Consider the following 24,551-nt stretch of genomic DNA (forward strand, 5'->3'; position numbering starts at 1 on the left):
GTTCATCTTGCGTTCATAAACCTTCTTTATAATAGAAGGAGCACGTATTCTAACTAAAATAGAGGGAAGAAGATGAAACAAAAGACGTTAAGCGTATTAATTATAGAGGACGATCCTCATATTGCAGAGTTAATACAGTTATATATGGAGAAGCTGGGCTATTTGACGCAAGTGGCCTATGACGGAGAAGCTGGGCTTGAAGCCTATTACGAAACCTATCCTGACTTTATCTTTCTTGATATTATGCTGCCTAAAATAGACGGGTGGGAGTTATGCAAAGAAATTAGATGGGATAATAGAAAAATACCGATCATTATGTTGACAGGGAAAGGAGAAAGCCAAGATAAGATAAAGGGTCTTGATATCGGGGCAGATGACTATGTTGTGAAGCCTTTTGACCCTAATGAACTGGTGGCTAGAATGAAGGCAGTTATGAGAAGAGCTGATCTTCTAAATGATGAAGATCAAGTCGTCTCCCTCTTAGGTCTTGTGGTTGATAAGAAGGAGTATAAGGCAGCTGCAGGTGATAAGGAGATTACGATGCCGCCTAAAGAGCTGGACTTACTCTATTATTTGGCCAGTTACCCCAATCAGGTGTTTACTCGACAGCAGCTGCTTGATCAGATTTGGGGTTACGCATTTGAAGGTGATCCACGAACAATTGATGTTCATATTAAACGGATACGCGAGAAGTTGACAGAGGCGGATGCAAAATGGACGATCAAAACAATTCGCGGAGTAGGGTACAAGTTTTTGGAGAAGCAACATGAGTAGACATCAGAATATTTTTACAAAGTTGTTCGGCACTTATTTTGTTATTATTTTGATTTCATTCTTTTTATTTAATTCTATCTTTCTCTACCTTTTTCATGTGAATATGTATGATGATTTTAAAGAAGGGTTTGCGTATTCAAAAGAGAAGATTGAAGCACATTTTGAGCTTGCTGACAGCGAAGGTTGGAGCGAGGAGCTTCTTGATGCCTCACTCGACATAAGTTTAAGCCAAATGAATAACAGCATTTATATCTACAATTCAGGTGCAGAGCGAGTTTACCAATCGAGCTATGACCAAGCCCCAAATCTTCAGGTTGATCGATCGATGGTTGAAGACGTGCTTCGGGGCGCGGAACTAGCTGAGGGAATGAGGGTGGATAACCGGCTTGTTTATACTATAGCTGAGCCGATTGATGTCACTGCGGGCACGCCTCATGTGATGGTCATGGTCTACTATGAATTAGATCATCAGTACAAACAGGTGCTGATCATGATTGGTTTAACCTTCACGATCACGATGGCGCTCACAGGATTTATCCTATGGTTTATCTCAAGAAGGCTGACTGCTCCGCTAAGGGAGATGAATCGAATTGCTCTTCAACTTGCTAAAGGAGATTTTTCTCAGCATGTACGGGTCAATTCTAAGGATGAAATCGGCCAGTTAGGCTCAACCTTCAATTATATGGCCAAAGAGCTTGAAAATATTGAGCAGATGCGGACAGACTTTATCACCAATGTGTCTCATGACTTAAGGTCGCCGCTTACATCGATTAAAGGGTTTCTAACTGCACTCCTTGATGGAACGATTGCCGATCAACGAAAAAACCATTATTATACGATCATGAAAAATGAAACGGAACGCTTGAGCAAGCTGGTAAATGATTTATTAGATGTGTCACAGCTTCAGCATGGTCATATTACGATTAAGCCGACAACGTATAATTTGAGTGAACAGGTTCGTCTGATCGCCGCAAAAATGGAACCGCAGCTTCAAGCTTCAGACCTTTTTATCGAGCTTGAGGAAGAAGCGGGAGATGTGTATGTATTTGCAGATAAAGACCGAATTGAACAGGTGTTGATTAATCTAATAGAGAATGCGATTCATCATTCACCCCCAAAAAAGCCTGTTTATGTTCACTTATTACAAGAAGCTGAACAGGTGAAAGTGAGCATTGAAGATTTAGGTGAGGGCATTAAAGAAGAAGACCTTACCTACATTTGGGAGAGATTTTACAAAACAGATAAAGCTCGTTCCAAAAAAACGGGGACAGGAGTTGGTCTCTCCATCGTAAAATCGATCATTGACCTTCATCAGTCGTCCATTCAAGTGAAAAGTGAGGTTGGTATAGGTACGACGTTTACCTTTAACTTGCCTAAAAGCATGGAAAAAAAGGAGGGTACGAGTCAATTTAGATGAAAAGTTCGTTCTGAAATTATTGGGTAAAAGATCAACCTAAATAGGATTGGTCTTTTGACTCTGCCATTAAATCTGTGGATCAATTAGGATAATATCTTTCCATATCGACAAAATAATGGTAAGATTTTTTTGGACGAAATTTAATAGTGAAGAGAATAGGTGCTTTTAGAGTTTAATATACTCAAAGAAGTTAAAAGGGAAGTCGGTTAAAAGCCGACACGGACCCGCCACTGTAAAGGATTTGGTGAATTTAGTAAAGCCTCTCTCCATCCATCCACTAGAATTATACTAGGGGAGTTTGGAAAGATTCCTAAGTCAGGAAACCTGCCTATTTTAACATCACTGCTAGACCTACGGGAGATTAGGGAGGTGGTTAGATTACGATTACATGGAATTAGTAGCATACTATTTTCTGCAAAAGCGTTTCTGACCTCTAATTATTTATGTCAGATGCGCTTTTTTTTATGAAAAAAGGAGGGAAGTTTATGGAAAAACATTTCAAATGGCTATTAGTTTTTATTATTCTTACTTTTCTTTCAGCCTGTAACACCACTGTTCAACAAAATGCATTAGAGAGTATAGAAGAATCGGAATCTAAAACGTTTAACGTAGCATTTACCTGGAGCCCTGCAAATTTAGATCCACACGGAAGCGAAGGGTGGGAAGTCATGCGAGCGGGTATCGCAGAGACCCTTATCATGTTAGACGAAAACCTTGAACCTTCGCCATGGCTTGCAAAGAATTGGGAGCAAGAAGATAGTCAAACGTTTATATTATATTTGCAAGAAAACGTTTTATTTCATAATGGGACAAAAATGAATGCCGAAAGAGTTAAAGCATCATTAGAAAGATCGCTCGAAATGAATCAGAGGGCAAAAGATCTCCTGCAACTAGATTTGATTGAGGTACTAGATGATCATTCTTTAAAATTGGTTACAAAAGAACCAAATGCAGCATTAATTGCTCATCTAGCTGACCCCAGTACAATCATAGCGGATGTATCGGTAATTGATGACAATATTAATTCTCCAGTACTTACAGGGGCGTTTACCGTGAAACAATTTCAAAAAGATGAATTCCTTCTTGTGGAACGGTTTAAAGAATATTGGGGAGAGCCCTCATTAATCGATGAAATAACTATTCGATTTATATCAGATGGAAACACACGTCTAATGGCATTGCAAGCAGGGGAAGTAGATGCTGCAACAGATATACCAATTGATAATATCCCAGTTATTGAAAGAGATAAGAACATAGAGATATTGACAGCTTCTTCATTACGTACCCATATGATGCTTTACAATTTTAATTCACCAATATTTGAAGAGCCTCTCCATCGACAAGCTATTGATAGCAGCATCCTTAAAGAAGAGATCGTTCAATCCGTAATGATGGGTAAAGGTGCCGTAGCTAACAGTCCTTTTGCAGATGTACTTCCCTTTGGCTCTATAAACTCTTCTGAGGAACGCCTCTCGTTGCCTTCTATATTGAAAGAAGCCGGTTGGGTGCGGGAAGAGACAGGCAATTGGATGAAGGGAGGAGAACCATTTGAAATAACGATGTTAACTTTTCCACAACGTCCAGAATTGACAGTGATGGCCGAGATCATTCAAAATACGCTCCACCAAGAGGGTATCCTTGTTCATTTAAAGCAAGTTGAAAATATTGATGAAGCATTAAAGACAGAGCATTGGGATATGGCCATGTACAGTATGTTAACCGCACATACAGGTGATCCTCAGTATTTTCTTAACATTTTTTATCATTCCAACAGTCCTTCTAATGTAAGTAATTATCAATCAGCAGCTATCGATGAATTAATAGAAGAGATTAATCGTACTAGTGATCAGGATAAAAGAAACACTCTTGCGTTAGAAATGCAAAATATGATTAACGAAGATCTGCCTCAATCATTCATCGTGTATCCGGAGACTGTTTTTGGGGCGCGCTCGAATGTGTCTGGTTTTAATCCTCACCCGATTGAATACTATTACATCCGTCCCGGTATTAAGGTGGAATAGTAGAGTAGATGAGAGTTATTTGGTTTTTAAGCGAGCGTTTATTTCAGTTATTTTTAGTTGTAACTACAGTAGCAACCATTACTTTCTTATTGCTGCGTTTTACTCCCGGGGATCCTGCTTATATGTTGCTATCTGCAAATGATATGGCTGTTTCTGAAAATGCTTTAGAGGCACTTCGCGATGACCTTGGTCTTACGGATTCGATATGGATGCAATATAGACAATGGATTGTTGGAGTCTTCACCTGGCAATGGGGAACATCTTATATTTCTAATGAAGCTGTGGTAACAGAGCTATTAGCGCGTCTGCCTGCAACTATAGAGCTAGCCATAGCTGGATTAATTGTAATGGTGTTCACTACCATAAGTTTTGGATTACTAAGTGCTATTTATTCAAATGGTTTGATTAATCGAGTGGGGCAAAGTTTGGCGTTGTTGGGTGCGGCAATTCCTACTTTTTGGCTGGCTTTTCTAATGATATATCTATTCTCAGTAAAGCTTGGATGGTTCCCTACTATGGGAAGGGGAAACATGGGTCATATTATCTTGCCAGCTTTATCGCTTGGAATTGGAATAGGTGTAGTGTATGCGAGGGTGCTAAGAAAAAACATGCTTGAAATGATGAATCAGCATTTTGTCAAAGCCTTACAAGCAGCGGGAATTTCACAGGCGCGCATCCTTGTCTTTCATGTGTTTAAACATGCAGCAATGCCGCTAATCACAATGCTTGGAACAAGTTTCGCCTTTATGCTTAGCGGCAGCATTATCATAGAAACAATCTTTAGCTGGCCTGGTCTTGGACGATATATTATAGAGGCTATCAATATGCGTGATTATCCAGTGATTCAAGGTTACGTAGTTTTTGCCACAATTTTGTTTATGAGTATTCATATCATCGTTGATTTAGTTTACTTTATCATTGACCCAAGAATGCGGTATTAGGAGGGGGAGAGACTGTCTAACAAAAAAATGAAAAAAAAGCTAAGTATTATTGGACTGCTTTCCCTAGTCATCGTTGGTCTTTTAGCTCCATGGATTGTCCCGCATGACCCATTATTTATAAATTTAGATAACCGTCTAGCGCCTCCTGGTTTTACTTATCTATTTGGTACGGACCATCTAGGTCGTTGTATATTTTCAAGAATTATCTATGGAATTCGAGTAACGGTGTTTGCTGCTTCTATCATTATGGTCATCACGGTAATGATTAGCTTGCCTCTTTCTCTAATAACGGGTTATTTACGAGGGTCTACTGATAACTTGTTTATGAGGGTTATCGATGGTATGTATGCCATTCCTGACTTTGTACTAACATTAGCAATCGTCGGTATGCTTGGGCCAAGCTTCATTAATATGATTATAGCTATAGTTATTGTACGATGGACAGATTATGTAAGACTATTTCGCAGTTTTGTAATTAAAGCCAGCAAAGAGGACTATATTGCGTATGCACGAATTGCTGGTAATTCTCATATACGAATTTTGAGTATGTACATTTTACCTCATATTTTTCCTATGGTTCTTGTTTATGCTGCCCTTGATGTAGGTAGAATTGTCCTGCTCATATCAGGTTTGTCCTTTCTTGGTGTGGGTGCCCAGCCTCCCATGCCTGAATGGGGTGTCATGCTCCAGGATGCAACAGGTTATTTCCAAGTTGCTCCTCATGTTATGTTGTTTCCAGGCCTAGCAATCGTATTTTTTGTGTATTTAAGTCAGCTAGTCAGTAACCAATTTCAAAACTCTACTGCAAAAGAGGTGTAAATGGTATGAGCTTGTTGAGAGTTGAGCACTTAGAAATTTCAATTAGTCAACCAAGTGGGTTTCAACCACTTATTCAAGACGTCTCATTTCAGATTAATAAAGGAGAAATGGTTGCTCTTGTAGGTCAGAGCGGTTGTGGGAAAAGTTTGACTGCACAAGCTATAGTAGGGTTGCTTGAAAAGAGTTTAGCTATAACCTCTGGAAACATTCTATATAAAGGTGAAAATATTGTTAATTATGACAAGGTGCGATTTATGCGGCTGCGTCGTCAAGAAATATCCTTATTGATTCAAGAATCGTTAAATGGACTTAACCCTATACGGCCGATAAAAAAGCAGATGGAAGAAATGATTAAGCAAAATAGAAAGTGTTCAAAAACTGAACGATCCTCTCAAATAAAATTTCTATTAGAGGAGGTGGGTTTTTCCAAACCTGACCAAATCTTACGAGCTTATCCTTTTGAATTGAGCGGAGGAATGAGGCAACGTGTGATGTTAGCAATGATATTAAGTCTTAAGCCGACGGTTCTCATTTTAGACGAACCGACAACCGCTTTAGACGTTGTGAACCGAAATAGAGTGATGAGACTTTTCAAGCATCTACAACGTGCTCTCTCAATGACAATTTTATTGATTTCTCATGATCAGAATAACATCATGACATACTCAGATAGAATAATAACTTTTGAAGGAAAAAGAGGCATGTATGATTTTACTAGAGTTGCATCAAATTACAAAAAGGTATAAAAAACGTTCTACGAATAAGGTTTTTTGGAAGGACTCCCTAACTTTCGAAGCAGTAAAAGACGTTTCGTTTCAATTAAAAGAGGGAGAATGTATGGGGATCATTGGTGAAAGCGGAAGTGGTAAAAGTACATTAGCAAAGTTAATTATGAAATTGGAAAAAACGACAAGTGGTGAGATTCGATTCCGAAGTAAACCAATAGAAACTATTAAGACCTTTCAATTATACCAGCAGATTCAACTAGTTATTCAAGATTCAAACTCCGTGCTGCACCCTAATATGAACGTATTCCAAATTATTCAAGAGCCTGTCCGGAATTTTTACCGAAATGATCGGTTAAATTGGGACGAATCATGTAATAGTCTCCTAAAAATGGTTGGTCTAGATGAGAGCTTGTGGAATCTTTTCCCTAACCAATTAAGCGGTGGTCAAAAACAAAGGGTGTGCATAGCAAGAGCGCTTGCAGCCAAGCCATCCCTTATCATATTTGATGAATCCGTTGCGAGCTTAGACAAGGAGGCGCAACAATTTATTATAAATCGATTAAAGGAACTACAACTTCAAGAAAAGGTTTCATATTTATTTATCTCACATGACTATGATTTTATTAGGGAGTTTTGTGATAGAGTGGCTGTAATGTATAAGGGAGAAATGGTTGACCTATTTAATCCGAAAGAGGTGGAGAACATTCTTCACCCATATACCCGAATGTTATTAGAATAATGCCAGATAATCAGCAGTATATTAATGTGGCTTTATACGTGCTTGGATCCAATTAAATGGGTCCGAGCATTTTTATTTTACATTAAAGGTTATGAATAAATAGAAGTTAACGCATTATGATCCCATTTGTTCATATTGTGTTCATATAGAAATGTTATTCTCTTTTAGAAATTACCCTATGACAAATACGTTTAATAGAAAAGAGGAGTATAGATGAAAACAATCGCTGCATTTGCCTCAAACCGTAAAGGGGTATGGATCATTTTACTAGCTTGGTTCATCATAGCAGGAGCCCTCGGCATGGCCCCTTCTGCCAATGATTATACGGTAAATACAGGGGAAAATGATCTGCCAAAAGAAGCACAGTCGGTTATTGCTAAGGAAAAAATTAACCACTATTTCCCTGAAGATACAGGAATGCTTGGACTGCTCGTATTTCAAAATGGTGCCGGATGGGATGAATCAACCTTAACTGAGGTGGATCAAGTAAGTGAATGGATAGGAGAAGAAATTCCAGAAGAACGTTTAGAGTCTTTAATTCCATTTCACCAGTTTCCAAGTCATGCAAAGGAAATGTTTTTATCGGAAGACGGTACAACCCTTGTCTTGCCTTTAATGCTTGCCGACCAACTTGCAATGGATGAAATCAGTGAGACTGTCATAGCTATAGAAAAGTACAGCTCAAAGGTTCTTGAAAATGGGACATTGATGATCACTGGACCAGCGGGAATTGCTTCAGATACGATTGCTATTTTCTCAAATGCTGATCTCGTTTTATTATTTTCTACGATTGCATTAGTGCTCGTTTTACTTATTGTTATCTACCGCTCGCCGTTGCTCGCTGTTATTCCGTTAGTGGCAGTTGCGTTTGTGTATCAGGTAGTTGACCGAGTGCTCGGTATACTTGCTGCCTCTGGGGCCTTGACGATTGAATCACAATCATTATCCATTGTGATGATCCTCTTATTTGGGGCTACGACAGACTACAGCTTATTTGTCTTCTCACGTTTCCGAGAAGAGCTGCGTAAGCGAGAAAACAAACATGAAGCCATGGATGCGGCAGTTAGAGAAGTGGCCGAGCCGATCTTCTTTAGCGGAGGAACAGTATTTGCTGCAATGCTGGTGTTATTACTAGCTCAGTACGGTCCCTATCAAAACTTTGCGCTCGTTTTTGCAATTACAATTGCGATTGTACTGATTGCTGGATTAACACTAATTCCAGCTCTATTCACGATTGTCGGACGCCGCTCGTTCTGGCCGTTTATTCCGAAAGTGGGAGAGGAGACATTGGAGAAAAATCGTTTCTGGTCTGCGATTGGATCTTTTGTCACTAAAAAACCGGTCATAGCAGGTGGACTAGTGCTCATCTTTCTGCTAATAAATGCGTCAAATGTGTTTAATACTCAGTATTCATTTAACATTATTCAATCCTTTCCTGAGGATATGAAGTCCCGTTTAGGGTTTGAACAATTAGAAGAAAGCTTTCCTCCAGGTGAGTTGGCACCGGTCTCTATATTAATAGAGGCAGAGGATGGATTTACACTAACAGATTCAGAGCTTGATTCTATTGAAATATTAAACGAACAACTTCTCAGTCTAGATGGAATAGATTCCACCTCACTTCCGGATAGAGAGCAGATTAGAGAAGGTAGTGAACATGGTGGAAATGTGTTAAACGAAACGGGTGAAGCGTTGAAGTTTGATGTAATTTTAAGCATGAATCCTTACGATCAGGCATCACTCGATATTGCAGATGAACTAGTCGACAGGAAAGAGGAGCTGTTGGCTGATAGCGGACTTGGTTCAGAGTATGAACTGTATATCGGCGGCGAAACAGCTAAATCTGCAGACATTCGTGCACTGAGCAATTGGGATACGTTCGTTATTGTAGTAACTGTCACACTCGTTATTTTTGTGATGCTTATCTTCCACACGAGATCGCTGGTTGCACCGATCTATATGATGGCAACCATCCTGCTTTCCTATGCTTCTGCCTTAGGATTAAGCTGGTTCTTCTTTGAGAATGTGTTTGGTTTTGAAGGAATGAGTTACCGAATTCCGCTCTATGCTTTTGTTTTCTTAGTAGCTCTCGGGGTTGATTACAACATCATGCTCATTTCACGAATTCGAGAAGAAAACCGAAGTTTTGGTATAAGAGAAGCGACAAAACGCGGTGTAGCATTAACAGGTGGTGTGATCTCATCAGCAGGATTAATACTAGCAGCAACGTTCGGTGTATTAATGACACAGCCGATCTTAGAGTTATTTATGTTTGGATTTATTGTCTCAATAGGAATCTTGCTTGATGCCTTTTTAGTACGAGGTATGCTCGTACCATCGACTGTAACCTTGCTAAAACAATGGAACTGGTGGCCTGCTGAGGCTAAGAAAGAACAAACAAAAGAGGTGTCAAAATGAATAAAACAAAAGTATTATTAAGATTCTCAGCGCTTTATGCGTTAATTGGAACATTTTTAGGAAGTCATATGGCAGGAGCAGGTTCAATGTTATTTAGAGCTATCCATGCCCACATTTTGCTGGTCGGCTGGCTTTCGCTATTTGCTTTTGCCATCTTCTATGCCGTATTTGCTATTCCAAAGCATTCTAAACTAGCGAAAGCCCATGTATGGACCGCACTGATCGGCAGCTTTGGCTTAACATTCGGCATGTGGATGCACTACTTCAAGCCTGACTGGGCACCAGAAACGTTCAGCCTCATTTTCTATATTGTCGGAGGAACGGTATTAATTATCAGCTTTGGACTATTCGCTGTAATGACGTTTGTGTACGGACGTTATTTTGGGGATAGAGGGTAGAAAAAAGCGGAGCGCATAAGGTGAAATCTCCCTATGAGCTCCGCTTTTTATTTAATTTATCCTACTATAAAATGAACATTGCTGTATGTGAAGTTGCTTGTGTAAACTTTATTGCCAATTTGGACATGTCCTTTTACTTTGATCGTTGAACCATTATTTGTTGTAAAAACAGTATTTTCATTAAAATAGGCGTTACCTTCCACAAGAATAGAAGATCCACCATTTAGAGTGACTCGTGGCGGGCCAAAAAGGTGGTGAGATACAGACAATTGACTTGTATTGTCCAATACTAAATTTCCGTCAAATCGAGCACTTCCTCCAATTGTAAGTTTGGATTGAGTGTTTAAATGCGTACTTCCTTTGACAAAGAAATTTTGTTGTACAATAACATTAGCTCCATTTTGTGGAAGATTATTAAAGAAGACACCGTTACCTTTAACCGTAATCTCTCCGCCGCTGTTAAGACCCCAGCTGTTTTGCTGTACGAAAAAGTTATTGTTTACTGTAAGTTTATACTCACCATTGTATCCTAGTCCGTTTGAGAAGAACACACCGCCATTAATGTAGGTATGTGTACAAGGAGCCCAATCGAAATTTCCTGCAAAATTAGAGTTTGATAATTTTGCATTTCCGGTGTACTCACATTGTTGTTTCGAAAACTTTTTCTCAGGATAATCCTCTGGGTTAAATGAAATTGAATCAAAGGATTCCTTATCAGTAAAAGCACTATCGTTAGGCGGTGGAGGTTCCTCGGAATCTGGATTGCTAGGATTATCTGGATTTGAAGGTGCTCCACAATCAGGATCTAGATAAGGAATAAACCCCTCATCACCAGCTGTAAAAACAAATATATCCCCTTGTGAACTGTTTCCTGGTGCTAGTTGATGTGTACCGCTGACATGAACGATGGAAGTATCACGAATATGACCGCCAGATTGGTGATCAAAGTCACCTTGAACATGTAAGGTGGCACCTGATACTTTTCCGCCGTGTTGTACCGTTAAATTACCCGTAATATAAATGGAGACATTATCCTTGCTTACTCCTACTAATTCTTTTCCATTCGGAATGATTAAATTTCCTTCAATCAGAATCGTTGTATTAGCTGGAATGGGGTCAGGCAGTTCTAATGATGCTCGAATTGTATCCCAATAATTAGTCGAACCTGAATAAATAGAACAGGTCTTCCCATTAGGAGGAGGCAGATCAATCGGATCTATATTACTGGCATATCTTTTTTCAATAATGGTATCGACCTCAAACGTTTGGTTTTGCTCGTCATTTAACGTAAACGCGACATATAAATGTTCCTCTATATTAGGGGAGAGCGGGCCGTCAAAAAGTGATTGTCCATTGATGTAGACCTGTTCAAAATGAACATCACTTCGTCCTATTAGATCATCTGCATTTAACTCATAAGGCGTATCGTTGCTATGTTTCTGTCTTAAGTGAGAGAGGATGATATTAGCCTCTTGCCTGAGGTCAATATGAGACTGTGTTTTGTTTGTATGAGTAACTGATGTTGTAAGAAGATTAAAAGTTACTGCGCCAACTATCCCTAGCAGAGTGAGGACAGCTAACACTTCGAGCAGGGTGATTCCCCGATCGTTTTTTATAATTTTAAAAAGCAATGTAATCACCTGCTTTGTTAGTTGAAGTAGTCGTTAATGTTGATGGTATAGGTACCACTGGCAGCTTCTTCAGAATTAACTTGGGTTATAATGTTAAAAGTAAATTGAGTGTTAAGCACGTTATCAAGATTTATTTTGTATGCTTGTTTATCATATTGGTTTGAATACTCTACCTGAACTCGTGAAGTGAAAAACGATTCAGGGGATTGAGGGTCTTCACCTTCGTCGAGGGATGAAAGATAAGCAACGTACTCTTTTGCAGTTTCTTCAAACGTTCTATCAATATAGATATAAGCCATATTCGCCAATTTCTCATGCTGCATTTGTTCTTCAACGATACTAAATTGTTTGGAACTAGATAAAACATTGTTCACTAGAATGGGGGCAAAAATGCCGATGACAGTGATAATAAGCAGGACGACTAACAAGGCATAGCCATGTTGATTTTTTATATAATTCACCTGTAAATCCTCCTTAATTATTCTCAATATAGCCGTAAAGTCTGGTGGTGTCTTTTTCATTAAAATCCTCTGAGATTGACACATCTACATAGAAGGGGATTAAATTTAAATGAGTTTGATCCGGTACTTCTTCAGCTTGAATGTAATAATATTTATTGTTTATTTGAAAATAGTGATTTCCTTCGTCTGATGTATCATATTCTCCTAATTCAATAGACTTTGCCGTCCGAACCTCAGCCAGCACCTTCTCAGCCAGGTTAACGGCCGTTAACCTGTCCTCAACTTTGCTTGAAAACATCATAGATTGTGAGAAAAAGGTCATAAAACTAATAATGACGATGCTAAGGATCACCATGGATGCAAGCACTTCTATTAAGGTGAGTCCATTGTTATTTATGCGAAATCGAGGTCTGTGCAATAAAACCACCTCATTTATAGGATGAATTAAGTACTATATCCTTAATTTACATGATGTCATCTTATAATACTATCGGAATATTTGTGGACAGAGTTTGTTTTTTTAGTCATTATTCTTAAAATGTTCATATGAAAGTGGCTTACCATAGGAACTCTCACCACTCGCTTATTGTAGTTATCTCATGAATCTGAGATAATAAATGAATAGTACATTGGCAGAAATGTTAATAAAGGAAGGTACATATGTCCGATCAGAATATTACAAGGATTCATTTAAATGGAAAAGAACTTATTTTAATAGGAACGGCTCACGTATCGAAGCAGAGTGCAGAAGAAGTGAAGCAAGTGATTGAGGCGGAGCAGCCTGATTCAGTTTGTGTAGAATTGGATGAGCAGCGCTATCAATCCATCACTGCCGGTAACAAGTGGAAGGACATGGACATTTTCAAGGTTATTAAGGAAAAGAAAGCAACTCTTTTACTGATGAACCTATTTATTTCCTCCTTTCAAAAACGTATGGCTAAGCAGTTTGATATTAAGCCTGGTCAAGAAATGATACAAGGAATGGAATCAGCAAAAGAGACTGGAGCAGAACTCGTACTTGCTGACCGTAACATCCAAATCACCTTCTCTAGAATTTGGCACGGAGTCGGTTTATGGGGACGTGCGAAACTTCTGATGTCTATTGTTTACAGCGTATTTAATAATGAAGAGATTTCAGAAGAAGAGCTTGAACGTTTAAAGACTGAAGATATGTTAAATACGATGCTTCATGATTTGACGGTCTCATTCCCGCGGTTAAAGAAGCCATTAATTGACGAGCGCGACCAATATCTGGCACAAAAAATTAAAGAAGCACCGGGAGATAAGGTGGTAGCCGTGTTGGGGGCTGCTCACGTTCCTGGAATTAAAGAACAAATTAAACAAGATCATGACTTAGATCGATTAAATGAACGTCCAAAAAAATCGATTGCCCCGTCCATTATTGGCTGGATGATTCCAATTCTAATTCTTGGAATGATTGGGTATGCTTTTTATACAAACCCTTCCGTAGGTGCAGATTTAACCTTGAGCTGGGTTCTGTGGAATAGTGCGTTTGCAGCGATTGGAGCAGCGATTGCGTTTGGTCATCCGTTAACGATTTTAACCGCACTCATACTAGCTCCACTGACCTCATTATATCCGTTGCTAGCTGCTGGCTGGTTTGCAGGCCTTGTTGAGGCGTATATCAGAAAGCCAAAAGTAGCGGACTTTGAGAGTCTATCGGATGATGTCTATTCGGTAAAAGGATTCTGGAGCAATAATGTGACTCGTATTCTGTTAGTCGTTGTCCTTACTAATCTTGGAAGTACGTTAGGCACAGTAATTGGCGGAGCTGACGTTGTACGCCAGTTTATGCAGAATATTTTTGGGTAAACGAATCTCTGTTATGTAGAGGGTAAGGTGATTAAATGACAATCGTTGACTTTAAAGCGGCACAAAAGTGGGCAAAGATTCCTAAAGACTTTCAACAACAGTTGTTAGAAAATGTATTTTGCCGAAATTGTGGTGTCACAAGAATTGTAGATTACGGAATAGAAACTGATAAATTCGGCATCGTGCTCACTGGCAAGTGTAAAAAGTGCGGTGCAGATGTGGCAAGAGTGATAGAAGATTAGATTTAATGAGCAAAACTCCTCGCTAGGCAGGCGAGGAGTTTTTTAATTGTATTTTTCTCTGTCTTTATTATATCTTTTCCCAACGGATATACGTGGCTTCTGCTGTTATATGCGTCAGTTGAGAGGATAATTGCGCTGATGTCAGGTAATTGCGTCATTGTACAGACGATTTGCGTTCATATTGAGCACAATTGTAATCTTCTAGTACTGTCAATAATTGCGCCGCTTCGCTACACAGCTTCGCCTCAGCACTCAGCTTCAATACAGCATCCCCGCCCAACAAAAAACGCCTCACCAAGCCGGTGAGGCGTTTCTCTTATTCTACGTTGGCGATTCGCTCTAAAATATCTCCGTATTGTTCTTCGTATTTTTCGTATACTGGCTGAACCTGCTCGCGGAAGGCGTCTAGGTCTAGTTCTTCTGCTGAAATAATTTCAACCCCGTTGTCTAGCAATTGCTGCTTCTGTTCTTCTTCGAGAGTTTGTGAAATCTCTCTTTGAGTCGCAGCGAATTCTTTTCCAAGAGTAACCAAGGTTTCTTGAATGTCTGCTGGTAATGACTCATATAAGTCATCATTCATCAGTAATGTAGCAGAAGCATAGTAAAGCCCTGCTTCTGTAAAGTGATCAACTTGCTCATAGACATTCGTACTTGAGATGACACCGTATGAGAAGTCAGATCCATCAATAACACCTTGCTGAAGGCCGCCGTACACTTCCGGGAAGGCCATTGGTGTCGCATTCGTTCCTAGCGCACTATATGTATCTAGTAATAGGTCGCTTTCGATTGTACGCATTTTTAAGCCTTTTAAATCATCAGGCGTTTTAACAGGCTGCTGGTTATTCGCAAAATGGCGCTGTCCATTTTCCCAGAACGAAATTCCTTTTAGGCCGGCATTGCTCATTGTATCTAATAATTCCTGGCCAATGTCGCTATCTAATGTTTGGTATGCATGATCAAGGTCTCTGAATAAGAATGGAAATTCAATAGCCGTTACTTCTGGGACAAAGTTAGTGACAACCCCCGTTGTGATCACACTCATATCCAAATTTGCCAATTGAACACCTTCTAATAGTTCGCGTTCTCCGCCTAAAGCACCGTTGCCGAATATTTCAAATTGTACACGGCCGTCCGTTGCTTCTTCTACAGCCTCAGCGTAAGCATCAAAGCCTAATGCGTATGCTTCCTCAGGCGGTGCGATATGACCGACCTTCAAGGTAATCACCTCATCTGATGCAGGGGCCTCGGCCGCTTCCGCTTCGGATGAGACTTCATCTGAGCCCCCACAGGCTGTTAACCATAGTAAACAAGCAGTTGTTGATGCGATTGATAAGATTTTTCTCTTTTTCATCTTCTCTCCCCCTACTGAATCTTTAGTGCTTAAAAGCGTTGAATTAATGATGTATTGCCTATTATAAACCATGTCAGATCATTTTACACTAATTTTTTAGAATTTTTTGTATATTAATTGTAAAATGACTATTTTATTTCGGTAAGCAAACTATTTGAAATGAAGATATAAACCTCCTATGATAGAACAAACGTTGTAGATGATTAGAGGAGGAACTAGAAATGAACAACCAATATACTTCTATTTTCAAGGATTACACATTTAAACGAGGGGTAACATTGAAAAACAGAGTGATGATGGCACCGATGACCAATTTTGCGTCTGATGAAGAAGGTAAGGTGACAGATGATGAGCTTGTCTATTACAAAGTTCGTTCCGGTGGAGTAGGGGCGGTTATTACAGCCGTTGCGTATGTTACTCGAGACGGAAAAGGGTTTCAAAATGAAATAAGTGCCGATTCAGATGAGATGATTCCTAGCCTGAAGCGATTGGCAGATACGATTAAGGGAGAGGGAGCAAGAGCGATTTTGCAAATTTTCCATGCAGGTAGAATGGCTCCAAAAGAAGAACTAGTCGAAGATCGTCCGGTTAGTGCAAGTGAAGTAGCAGCACTAAGACCAGGTTCAATTACTCCAAGAGAGCTTACAGAAAGAGAGATTGAGAACATCATTGACGCATTCGGCGCAGCTACAAGACGTGCGATTGAAGCAGGGTTTGATGGTGTGGAGATCCACGGTGCGAATACGTATCTTATCCAACAATTCTTCTCGCCGCATTCTAACCGCCGCACAGATAAATGGGGAGGCACATTAGAAAAACGCATGACGTTTCCTCTTGCCGTCATTGATAAAGTAAAAGAGGCGGTCAATGCATATGCAAGTAACCCGTTTATTGTCGGATATCGAATTTCACCTGAAGAAATTGAAAATCCAGGGATTACAATGGAGGATACCTTGTCCTTTGTAGATGTTCTATCAGAGCAGGACCTCGATTACCTGCATGTCTCCGTCCAAGACTTCTGGCAAGGATCTATTAGAGATGATCAAGATAAAGAGTCAAGAGTTACGATGATCCAAGAACGTGTAGGGAATAAGGTGCCAATCATTGGCGTAGGATCGCTTCATACGCCGGATGATGTGAAAAAAGCATTGGATACAGGTGTTCCTTTTGTTAGCTTAGGAAGAGAACTCATTATGGAACCGAAATGGATTGAAAAAGTTCAGGCAGGGCAAGAGTCTGATATCGCTACGACATTATCAAGAAAAGACCAAGAAACATTAGTCATTCCAGATGTATTATGGAGTGCTATCACGAATACACCGGGCTGGTTCCCGGTCGAAGATTAAAATGTAATGGTTTGATCCGCATAGTCTTTTTATGCGGATCTTTTTTGTGCCTTTATGGCTGTTTCGAAAATAGGCATTAACCATTGGGAGATCACCTACATATGTTGCATTAAAAGGGTTGGGGAGGGTGATTGAGTGAAAGGAACAATTCGGAACTACTATGCAGGGGGAAATACAGCTAAAGGTTTTTACAGTCTGTACGATTCAGCCATTGATGGATTAGATCGTTTATTTATTTTAAAGGGCGGTCCTGGTACCGGTAAATCAACATTAATGAAGGCAATTGGCCAAGAGATGGTTGATAAAGGGATGGATATTGAATTTCTTCACTGCTCGTCGGATACGAATTCAATTGATGGAATTATTGTTCCCGCTTATAAAATTGGAATTGTGGATGGAACGGCTCCGCATGTCATTGAACCGAAGGCCCCAGGTGTCATAGAGGAATATGTAAACTTAGGAGTGGCTTGGGATACTGAGAAATTAATGCCACATAAAGAGGAGATTTTAGCCCTTTCGAAGAAAATCTCTCATGCTTTTCACACTGCGTATGATACGTTTAGTGAAGCGCTGAGTGCTCATGATGACATCGAAGACATTTATATAAGCAATATGGACTTTGCGAAAGCAGATCAATTGGCAGAGGAGCTAATTGATTTATTTTACGGGGATTTGACGCTAGAGAAAACGGCTTGTGTGAAGCACCGGTTTTTAGGGGCAGCAACACCAGTAGGAGCCGTTGATCATATTCAAAATTTAACCGCAGATATCACTGACCGCTACTTTATTAAAGGTCGTGCCGGATCTGGGAAATCGACCATGCTGAAGAAGATTGCAAAAGCGGGAGAGGATAAAGGTTTTGATGTAGAGGTCTATCACTGCGGCTTTGATCCTAACAGCCTTGATATGGTAATTATTAGAGAGAAGGGCATTGCCATCTTTGACAGCACGGCCCCTCATGAATATTTCCCTGAACGGTCAGGTGATCATATCGTTGATGTGTATGAGCGTTGTATCACACCTGGAACGGATGAGAAATTTGCTGATGACATTGCCCGTACCACTAAATCGTATAAAGACAAAATGAAAGAAGCGATCACGTATTTAGCTGATGCAAAAGTGTTAAGAGATCAACTCGAGGCCATTTATATACAGGCAATGGACTTTAGTAAAGTTGATCAAATAAAAGAAGATCTGTTACACGAATTCAATCAACATATATCTAAATAATGAGCAGGACTGGGATATAACTAGTGGTTTACTAAGAATAAAAATGAAGCTCTAGCGGATTTACTATAGACTGTGGGAGTTAAAGAAAGTCACTTGAAAAGTATCTCCCTACAGTAGTTGTCGCTTTCCGCTACAGGGACTCGCTTTCCGCGGGCGGTCCGGAAGCCTCCTCGTCGCACGCTCCTGTGGGGTCTTCCATGGCCACGCACATCCCGCAGGAGTCGAGTCCCTTCCGCTTCAATCAACGGAGCAAATAGGTAGTTAAGTATCTCCCTCATTGAAAGCTGGTCGTCAATGGCTTGGCTTTTAGTAAAGTTGTTTAATTGATGTTTCGATTGGTCTGACCCCAAAAGAAATCATCTAGTAAATCCATTACAAAGCATATAACCTAACGGATGAAATATATGTAGACTTCTGCAGGGAGTAGAGCAGGAGTGAGATCCCACAGGGCAAAAAGCCCGAGGAAGCTCACTAGCTCCCCGCGAAAAGCGAAGTATATTTCAGGAGCGGCGATCTTGCACTCCACCCATATCTATTAGTTTTTCAGTTCCATCATTTTAGAGGTGTTTAAATAAGTTTAAAATACTATTTTCCCAGCCGTTTTTTCGTCTTAATTAAACGTTTGTTTAACGAGATGAATTCGGTTTCTAACTATGGTAAGATTTGTATAAACTTTAGAAGCAGAGGAAAACTCATGTATGATCCAACAATATTTGAAAATCTTAAAGTAGCAATAGAAAATACGGTTTATGACTTAGATAATATCGATCAACTAATTGAGGTCAGCGGCAGAAAAGACTTAATGGATATGGCTGTTATGTCAAGGATGCTTGAGCTGTCCTTTCATATGAAAAGCCAGACCCAAGTAGAAGCAACGATTCACTTAGATGCAGCTATAGAAGATTTAGCGGCAGAAATTCTAGAAGAAGAGGTTCAGCAGATTGGCTGCGTGTTGAGAGTTTCATTTCAGCTAATGGTTAAAGATCCTGACATAAAGTGCATGATGATTAACGAACTGCTTAAAGATATATGGCAGCCTGAATTAGCTATTTCTCAAAAGGTCGCCTGCCACTATCCATGTGAAGAAGGACAAGCGTATGAGAACACGGTTACTATTCTTTTTCCTCGAAAAATTAATGAAGACCAGATGGAGCAGCTGCCAGAATTTATAGAGCATATCTTAATCAGCCTTGAGAGATTAAATGATCTAGATTAAATAGGAGGGAAGAGTGTGATCACGACGGCAATAGAGCGTATAAAAACAGCTGAATATGCTTTTAATGAGCCAAAGTCTGATCTGCAGTCGGAGGTCAACACCTACCTTGATTATTACGGGCTCCCACGGGGCATGGCTGATCATACATATGGCTATCTCGACATTAAAGGAGAAAAGATTTTTCTCCAATCGTTTAATCCAGAAGAGCCGATTGCTGACGTGCTCGTTGTCCATGGATATTTCGATCATACTGGTTCCATGAGTCATTTAATCCATTCCCTATTAAAAGCCCGGTGCAGAGTATGGAGCTATGATTTAACTGGTCATGGGTTGTCTTCAGGAGAAAGAGCAGCAATTGAAGACTTTTCAGATTACCTCTCTGTCTTTAAAGAAGTGAGCGGGTATGTTACAGCTGATTCTTTGCCTGCCTATGTCATTGCACACAGCACAGGAGCAGCGATTGTACTGGACCATCTGTTACATTTTCGATCTTCTTTTGAAAAAACAATACTGCTCGCACCACTAGTGCGTTCCTATAGATGGAAGCTCTCGGTACTAGGCCGTATGATATCACCTGCATTTTTTCAAACGGCTAAGCGAGTGTACCGTAAAAACACCTCTTTAGCTGGATTTCAAAAGAAAGTTATTGAAGATCCTCTTCAGCACAACCGCCTCTCTTTAAGTTGGGTAGATGCTTTAATTTCGTGGAATAAAAAAGTACATGTAAAAGGCCCATGCAAGGAGAAGCTGTTAATCATTCAAGGCGATCTAGACAGGACGGTAGATTGGAAATATAACTGTCGTTTTATCAATTATAAATTTCCAAGTGCAAATATCATTTTAGTTAATGAAGCGGATCATCAATTAATGAATGAAACAAGCGAGGTGCGAGAGCTGGTCTTTTATTTAATTAATAACTATATAGGGAGCAATAAAGACCATTAGTAAGGGCCTTCCGTATGCGGGCAGGCTTTTTTCTTGTTTTTAAAAATCATAATCAGGGGATAATGTAATGGTTCATCCTCTATTTGCTTTTATATTGTCTAACAATTATAATAATTTTAATGATAAAAAGTGGAATATCTGTTCCGAATAATGGAATGAGGAGGGGAGATATGAGAAACGAACAGATTTTTATTCAACCGCTAAGTGATACATCGATTATTATTACGTTTGGAAATGAAATTGATGAGAAGATTCACCTGCAGGTACAATCGTTAAGCAAGTACCTTGAACAAAATCCTTTTAAAGGGTTTGTGGAATATGTTTCTGCCTTTACAAGTGTGACTGTTTTTTATGATCCGCTAGAAGTTCTAGAAGGAAGTAACAATGAGTACTCGCCTTATCAAATCGTACACCAAACCATTACTAGTGCACTGGGAAAACTGCAGACAGAGGTTGGTCATTCTTCAAGAAAGATCGACATTCCTGTTTGTTATGGAGGCGAGTTTGGTGAGGATTTAGAAGTTGTAGCTGATCATAATAATTTGACTACAGATCAAGTCATTGAGATTCACTCTAGCGGTGATTATCTCGTTTATATGATTGGATTTGCACCAGGATTCCCTTATTTAGGAGGGATGTCAAAGTCTATTGCTACTCCAAGAAGGTTAAATCCGAGAACATCTATTCCAAAGGGATCTGTCGGTATTGCTGGAGAACAGACTGGGGTTTACTCTCTAGACACACCTGGCGGCTGGCAGATTATCGGGAAAACTCCGCTCGATCTGTTTCGTCCTGAAGATGATACGCCTAGTTTGCTGCAACCGGGAGATAGAGTTCAATTTAAACCGATAACGGAAGCAGAATATCACAAGTACAAGGAGAAGATTACATGAGTATAAAAGTACTTCGCCCTGGACTGCTCACCACTCTACAAGATCTAGGAAGAGTTGGATATCAGAAATATGGTGTCATCGTCAGCGGGGCGATGGATCCCTATTCCTTGCGTATCGCCAATCTATTAGTTGGTAACCGAGAAGATACAGCGTGCCTAGAGATGACGATGCAAGGAGCGACACTTGAAGTAGAACAAGATACACTGATTGCCATTACAGGCGGGCAGTTAACACCAAGCATCGGGAATTACCAGATTCCTTTATGGAGACCTGTTTTCGTTAAACGTGGAAGCGTCATTCGATTTGGAAACTGTGCTAGTGGATGCCGGACGTATGTTGCAGTGGCGGGAGGATTTGACATATTGCCTGTGATGGGAAGTCAAAGTACATACTTACGGGCCAAAATTGGCGGGCTGGATGGAAGAGCGCTGCAAGAAGGCGATGTTCTGCCCGTTTCAAAAGAACTCTCTGATCACGCCAAATATTTCATGAACCTTTTTAAAGAAAAAGCCGAGAAGTCTTTTTACATTCCAGATTGGCGGGTAAGAACGTCCAATAATCTTCCGAAAAAAGAATCAGTGATACGGATTCTGCCTGGCACGCATTACGATACATTTACAGAGGAGTCAAAAGAGCGTTTCTACAATGATGCGTTTCAAATCTCGCCGCAGTCTGATCGCATGGGGTACCGGCTAGATGGATCAGAGCTTGCACGGAGTGAGGCTTCTGAAGTTGTCTCTGAAGCGGTTGCGTTAGGTACGGTTCAAGTGCCTGCAGATGGAAACCCGATTATCTTACTTGCAGACCGTCAAACGACAGGCGGTTATCCGAGGATCGCGCAGGTAATTTCGGTGGATATTCCGAAACTTGCTCAAATGAAACCTGGCGATTCGATTCAGTTTAGTGAAGTGACGCTAGAGGAAGCACAACAATTATATATGGAACGAGAAAGCGAATTAAAAGAGATAAAGATGGGACTCTATGTAAAAAGGCATGAAAAAACCCCTTCTTAAAGATGGGGCTCTTTGTAGCCGAGTTCTTTCGATATCTCATAGGATGCTTGTTTGAGTTGATCGATCATCTGTTGGATCTTATCATCGCTAAATCGCTCAGAGGGACCGGCAATGCTCAGGCCGCCAGCGATTTCGCTCTTGAAATCAAAGATAGGAGCAGCAACAGAGGTGGTACCGTTCTCAAGTTCAGAGCGGCTGATTGCTATTCCTTTCTTTCGTGAGTCAGATAGAATATCACGGAGTTTTGCAGCATCGGTTATTGTTCCATTTCCGTATGCTGTTAGCTTTTGCTCTTGTAGATACGTCTCTACGTCTTCTTCTGCCATGTGAGCTAAAATGATTCGTGAGCAAGCTCCGGCATATAAAGGAGAACGTCTGCCTACTTTCGTAAATAGCCTCACCGGATGGGTCGTATCAAGCTTTTCGATATAGAGGGCCTCTGATTGATCTTTTATGGTAAGGTTAACGGCTTCTCCGATTTGATCACGAAGCTCTTTCATATAAGGCAGGGCGATCTTTCTCAAATCCATTCGTTCCGTAACGAGCTGTCCGAATTCTAGAAAAAGAAGCCCTAATTTATACGAACCTGCCCCGTCTCTTTGCAGAAGGCCGGCTTCTTCTAATGAGGTAACCATTCTGTGCACAGACGTTTTTGGAAGTCCTGCTGCATCGACCATTTCATTTAAAGTAAGGGTCGGATTTGTACGGAATAAATGTAGGAGCTTCATCGATTTAATGACTGTTTTATTCGTGTTTTGCAAGAGAAACGCTCCTTTTTATGTATGAGTAGTTCCTCTTTATTGTATTAAACGTGTTCGTAGCTGTCTACATCATAGAGGTGAAGTCACTACATAAACAACTAAGGTGAAAGGGTGATACATATGAATCAAAATCCAATTGATGAACAGCAAGGAAAAATGACAGCGAAGCAGCGTTTAAGCGCCACGATGGGAGCGGCTTTCTTAATGGCCACCTCAGCTATAGGGCCTGGCTTTTTAACGCAGACAGCTGTATTCACCGAGCAGCTGTTAGCTAGTTTTGCTTTTATTATTTTAGCTTCAATTATTTTAGATATTGGTGCTCAAATGAACATCTGGCGTATTATTGCTGTTTCAAAAATGCGCGGACAAGAGATCGCGAATGCGGTTCTGCCGGGCCTTGGCTACGTTGTTGCTTTCTTTATAGTGCTAGGAGGTCTTGCTTTTAATATCGGGAATGTCGCTGGGGGCGGACTTGGGGTCAATGCGTTAATGGGGCTTGATCCAAGAATCGGTGCTGTAATGACCGGTGTGATTTGTATCGTTATTTTTACGCTTAAAGAAGCGAATGTAGCAATGGATAAAATTGTGCGTTATTTAGGCGCTGTTATGATTTTACTAACTCTTTATGTAATGTTTGTAAGTAATCCTCCTTATGCAGAGGCTGCTATCCGTACAGTGGCACCGCTTGAAATTGATTTTCTGGCGTTAATTACAGTCGTAGGTGGTACGGTTGGAGGCTATATTACGTTTGCCGGTGGTCACCGCTTGCTTGAGGCAGGTATTTCTGGTAAAGAAAATATCCGTCACGTTACAAATACAGCGATTTCAGGCATTGTTGTTGCTTCTATTATGCGTTTTATTTTATTCCTTGCCGTCCTTGGGGTGGTTTCAGCAGGCTTTGCTTTAAATGCAGAGAACCCTACTGCTTCTGTATTCCAAATAGCTGCAGGTGAGGTTGGTTACCGTATTTTTGGTTTAGTGTTATGGTTTGCTGGGATTACGTCTGTTATTGGTGCAGCTTATACATCTGTATCCTTCTTAACAACATTCCATAAAAGCATTGAGAAAAATAAAAATTATTGGACGATCGGCTTCATTGTCTTCTCAACAGCTGTCTTTGCCTTTATCGGCCGCCCTGTTACCTTGTTAATTTTAGCGGGGGCATTCAATGGATTAATTCTTCCATTAACGTTATCATGTGTGCTTCTTGCGGCACACCGTTCACGAATTGTCGGCGATTATAAGCACCCTATTTGGATGACGATCTTTGGTGCGATCATTGTTATTTTAACAACATACTTAGGTATTCACACGTTGACTCAAATGATTCCACAGCTATTCTAATGATAGAGAAAAAATGAACTTTTTTGAGGG

Annotated in this window: 23 protein-coding genes and 1 riboswitch; of the genes, 18 read left to right on the forward strand and 5 right to left on the reverse strand. The window is 40.3% G+C overall.

Annotated features, from left to right (window positions below; all coding sequences use genetic code 11):
• Positions 1 to 72 precede the first annotated feature (72 nt).
• The 9 genes from A33I_RS18140 (at position 73) to A33I_RS18180 (ending at position 10,255) form a co-directional block, all read left to right on the forward strand.
• Positions 73 to 774: a response regulator transcription factor gene (locus tag A33I_RS18140; protein WP_022629738.1), complete on the forward strand. Its 702-nt coding sequence runs from the start codon at positions 73 to 75 to the stop codon at positions 772 to 774.
• Entirely contained in the window at positions 767 to 2,191 is a 1,425-nt protein-coding gene (locus tag A33I_RS18145; RefSeq protein ID WP_022629739.1) for a sensor histidine kinase, read from the forward strand. Before A33I_RS18140 ends, A33I_RS18145 begins: the two co-directional genes overlap by 8 nt.
• Positions 2,192 to 2,331: 140 nt before the next feature.
• Positions 2,332 to 2,537, forward strand: a riboswitch (cobalamin riboswitch).
• A gap of 139 nt (positions 2,538 to 2,676) precedes the next feature.
• Complete coding sequence (locus A33I_RS18150; protein ID WP_022629740.1) at positions 2,677 to 4,212, forward strand: ABC transporter substrate-binding protein; 1,536 nt, start codon at positions 2,677 to 2,679, stop codon at positions 4,210 to 4,212.
• Positions 4,213 to 4,220: 8 nt separating this feature from the next.
• Complete coding sequence (gene nikB / locus A33I_RS18155) at positions 4,221 to 5,153, forward strand: nickel ABC transporter permease (RefSeq protein WP_022629741.1); 933 nt, start codon at positions 4,221 to 4,223, stop codon at positions 5,151 to 5,153.
• Positions 5,154 to 5,180: 27 nt separating this feature from the next.
• Positions 5,181 to 5,972, forward strand: a complete 792-nt coding sequence (locus tag A33I_RS18160; RefSeq protein WP_022629742.1) for an ABC transporter permease — start codon at positions 5,181 to 5,183, stop codon at positions 5,970 to 5,972.
• A 5-nt stretch (positions 5,973 to 5,977) separates the two neighbouring features.
• Positions 5,978 to 6,718, forward strand: coding sequence for an ATP-binding cassette domain-containing protein (locus A33I_RS18165; RefSeq protein WP_022629743.1), 741 nt, complete (start codon positions 5,978 to 5,980; stop codon positions 6,716 to 6,718).
• Positions 6,678 to 7,439: an ABC transporter ATP-binding protein gene (locus tag A33I_RS18170; RefSeq protein ID WP_022629744.1), complete on the forward strand. Its 762-nt coding sequence runs from the start codon at positions 6,678 to 6,680 to the stop codon at positions 7,437 to 7,439. The genes A33I_RS18165 and A33I_RS18170 overlap by 41 nt, the downstream gene beginning before the upstream one ends.
• 213 nt (positions 7,440 to 7,652) lie before the next feature.
• Positions 7,653 to 9,857: an MMPL family transporter gene (locus tag A33I_RS18175; protein ID WP_022629745.1), complete on the forward strand. Its 2,205-nt coding sequence runs from the start codon at positions 7,653 to 7,655 to the stop codon at positions 9,855 to 9,857.
• Positions 9,854 to 10,255 (forward strand): hypothetical protein, encoded by a 402-nt coding sequence (locus tag A33I_RS18180; protein ID WP_022629746.1) that lies wholly within the window; start codon positions 9,854 to 9,856, stop codon positions 10,253 to 10,255. The genes A33I_RS18175 and A33I_RS18180 overlap by 4 nt, the downstream gene beginning before the upstream one ends.
• A gap of 56 nt (positions 10,256 to 10,311) precedes the next feature.
• On the opposite strand, the gene A33I_RS18185 is transcribed toward A33I_RS18180, so the two are convergent.
• From A33I_RS18185 to A33I_RS18195, 3 genes are read right to left on the reverse strand one after another with little or no spacing between them, the layout of a single operon-like run.
• Positions 10,312 to 11,886 carry a type II secretion system protein gene (locus A33I_RS18185; RefSeq protein ID WP_022629747.1) on the reverse strand — a complete coding sequence of 525 codons (1,575 nt, stop codon included), beginning with the start codon at positions 11,884 to 11,886 and terminating at the stop codon, positions 10,312 to 10,314.
• Between the two features lie 17 nt (positions 11,887 to 11,903).
• Positions 11,904 to 12,347 (reverse strand): type II secretion system protein, encoded by a 444-nt coding sequence (locus tag A33I_RS18190; protein ID WP_022629748.1) that lies wholly within the window; start codon positions 12,345 to 12,347, stop codon positions 11,904 to 11,906.
• Positions 12,348 to 12,360: 13 nt separating this feature from the next.
• The gene (locus tag A33I_RS18195; protein ID WP_022629749.1) at positions 12,361 to 12,765 is read right to left on the reverse strand and encodes a prepilin-type N-terminal cleavage/methylation domain-containing protein; all 405 of its coding nucleotides are present in this window, start codon (positions 12,763 to 12,765) and stop codon (positions 12,361 to 12,363) included.
• A 242-nt stretch (positions 12,766 to 13,007) separates the two neighbouring features.
• Between A33I_RS18195 and A33I_RS18200 the strand changes: the two genes are divergently transcribed.
• Complete coding sequence (locus A33I_RS18200) at positions 13,008 to 14,180, forward strand: TraB/GumN family protein (RefSeq protein WP_022629750.1); 1,173 nt, start codon at positions 13,008 to 13,010, stop codon at positions 14,178 to 14,180.
• A gap of 35 nt (positions 14,181 to 14,215) precedes the next feature.
• Entirely contained in the window at positions 14,216 to 14,422 is a 207-nt protein-coding gene (locus A33I_RS18205) for a hypothetical protein (protein ID WP_022629751.1), read from the forward strand.
• 316 nt (positions 14,423 to 14,738) lie between these two features.
• Here A33I_RS18205 and dctP read toward each other — a convergent pair whose 3' ends face one another.
• Entirely contained in the window at positions 14,739 to 15,773 is a 1,035-nt protein-coding gene (dctP, locus tag A33I_RS18210; RefSeq protein ID WP_022629752.1) for a TRAP transporter substrate-binding protein DctP, read from the reverse strand.
• A gap of 221 nt (positions 15,774 to 15,994) precedes the next feature.
• Between dctP and A33I_RS18215 the strand changes: the two genes are divergently transcribed.
• The 6 genes from A33I_RS18215 to A33I_RS18240 all read left to right on the forward strand — a co-directional run bounded on the left by A33I_RS18215 (position 15,995) and on the right by A33I_RS18240 (position 22,416).
• Complete coding sequence (locus A33I_RS18215) at positions 15,995 to 17,119, forward strand: NADH-dependent flavin oxidoreductase (protein ID WP_022629753.1); 1,125 nt, start codon at positions 15,995 to 15,997, stop codon at positions 17,117 to 17,119.
• 135 nt (positions 17,120 to 17,254) lie between these two features.
• Positions 17,255 to 18,349 (forward strand): PRK06851 family protein, encoded by a 1,095-nt coding sequence (locus A33I_RS18220; protein WP_022629754.1) that lies wholly within the window; start codon positions 17,255 to 17,257, stop codon positions 18,347 to 18,349.
• 694 nt (positions 18,350 to 19,043) lie between these two features.
• Positions 19,044 to 19,565: a hypothetical protein gene (locus tag A33I_RS18225; protein ID WP_022629755.1), complete on the forward strand. Its 522-nt coding sequence runs from the start codon at positions 19,044 to 19,046 to the stop codon at positions 19,563 to 19,565.
• A gap of 15 nt (positions 19,566 to 19,580) precedes the next feature.
• The gene (locus A33I_RS18230) at positions 19,581 to 20,510 is read left to right on the forward strand and encodes an alpha/beta hydrolase (protein WP_022629756.1); all 930 of its coding nucleotides are present in this window, start codon (positions 19,581 to 19,583) and stop codon (positions 20,508 to 20,510) included.
• 170 nt (positions 20,511 to 20,680) lie between these two features.
• A complete protein-coding gene (gene pxpB, locus A33I_RS18235) occupies positions 20,681 to 21,403 on the forward strand; it encodes a 5-oxoprolinase subunit PxpB (protein ID WP_022629757.1) in 723 nt (240 codons plus the stop codon).
• Positions 21,400 to 22,416 carry a 5-oxoprolinase subunit C family protein gene (locus A33I_RS18240; RefSeq protein ID WP_022629758.1) on the forward strand — a complete coding sequence of 339 codons (1,017 nt, stop codon included), beginning with the start codon at positions 21,400 to 21,402 and terminating at the stop codon, positions 22,414 to 22,416. The genes pxpB and A33I_RS18240 overlap by 4 nt, the downstream gene beginning before the upstream one ends.
• Here A33I_RS18240 and A33I_RS18245 read toward each other — a convergent pair.
• A complete protein-coding gene (locus A33I_RS18245; protein ID WP_022629759.1) occupies positions 22,413 to 23,177 on the reverse strand; it encodes an IclR family transcriptional regulator in 765 nt (254 codons plus the stop codon). The genes A33I_RS18240 and A33I_RS18245 overlap by 4 nt on opposite strands.
• A 120-nt stretch (positions 23,178 to 23,297) precedes the next feature.
• Between A33I_RS18245 and A33I_RS18250 the strand changes: the two genes are divergently transcribed.
• A complete protein-coding gene (locus A33I_RS18250) occupies positions 23,298 to 24,521 on the forward strand; it encodes an NRAMP family divalent metal transporter (RefSeq protein ID WP_022629760.1) in 1,224 nt (407 codons plus the stop codon).
• Positions 24,522 to 24,551: the final 30 nt, after the last annotated feature.

The sequence above is a fragment of the Alkalihalophilus marmarensis DSM 21297 genome (genome assembly GCF_000474275.2).
Classification (GTDB): domain Bacteria; phylum Bacillota; class Bacilli; order Bacillales; family Bacillaceae_D; genus Alkalihalophilus; species Alkalihalophilus marmarensis.

Excerpts from the sequence above, each read along its gene's own strand:
- A33I_RS18140 (WP_022629738.1), top strand. The coding sequence starts at position 73 with ATGAAACAAAAGACGTTAAGCGTATTAATTATAGAGGACGATCCTCAT.
- A33I_RS18145 (WP_022629739.1), top strand. The coding sequence starts at position 767 with ATGAGTAGACATCAGAATATTTTTACAAAGTTGTTCGGCACTTATTTT.
- A33I_RS18150 (WP_022629740.1), top strand. The coding sequence starts at position 2,677 with ATGGAAAAACATTTCAAATGGCTATTAGTTTTTATTATTCTTACTTTT.
- nikB (WP_022629741.1), top strand. The coding sequence starts at position 4,221 with ATGAGAGTTATTTGGTTTTTAAGCGAGCGTTTATTTCAGTTATTTTTA.
- A33I_RS18160 (WP_022629742.1), top strand. The coding sequence starts at position 5,181 with ATGAAAAAAAAGCTAAGTATTATTGGACTGCTTTCCCTAGTCATCGTT.
- A33I_RS18165 (WP_022629743.1), top strand. The coding sequence starts at position 5,978 with ATGAGCTTGTTGAGAGTTGAGCACTTAGAAATTTCAATTAGTCAACCA.
- A33I_RS18170 (WP_022629744.1), top strand. The coding sequence starts at position 6,678 with ATGATTTTACTAGAGTTGCATCAAATTACAAAAAGGTATAAAAAACGT.
- A33I_RS18175 (WP_022629745.1), top strand. The coding sequence starts at position 7,653 with ATGAAAACAATCGCTGCATTTGCCTCAAACCGTAAAGGGGTATGGATC.
- A33I_RS18180 (WP_022629746.1), top strand. The coding sequence starts at position 9,854 with ATGAATAAAACAAAAGTATTATTAAGATTCTCAGCGCTTTATGCGTTA.
- A33I_RS18200 (WP_022629750.1), top strand. The coding sequence starts at position 13,008 with ATGTCCGATCAGAATATTACAAGGATTCATTTAAATGGAAAAGAACTT.
- A33I_RS18205 (WP_022629751.1), top strand. The coding sequence starts at position 14,216 with ATGACAATCGTTGACTTTAAAGCGGCACAAAAGTGGGCAAAGATTCCT.
- dctP (WP_022629752.1), bottom strand. The coding sequence starts at position 15,773 with ATGAAAAAGAGAAAAATCTTATCAATCGCATCAACAACTGCTTGTTTA.
- A33I_RS18215 (WP_022629753.1), top strand. The coding sequence starts at position 15,995 with ATGAACAACCAATATACTTCTATTTTCAAGGATTACACATTTAAACGA.
- A33I_RS18225 (WP_022629755.1), top strand. The coding sequence starts at position 19,044 with ATGTATGATCCAACAATATTTGAAAATCTTAAAGTAGCAATAGAAAAT.
- pxpB (WP_022629757.1), top strand. The coding sequence starts at position 20,681 with ATGAGAAACGAACAGATTTTTATTCAACCGCTAAGTGATACATCGATT.
- A33I_RS18240 (WP_022629758.1), top strand. The coding sequence starts at position 21,400 with ATGAGTATAAAAGTACTTCGCCCTGGACTGCTCACCACTCTACAAGAT.
- A33I_RS18250 (WP_022629760.1), top strand. The coding sequence starts at position 23,298 with ATGAATCAAAATCCAATTGATGAACAGCAAGGAAAAATGACAGCGAAG.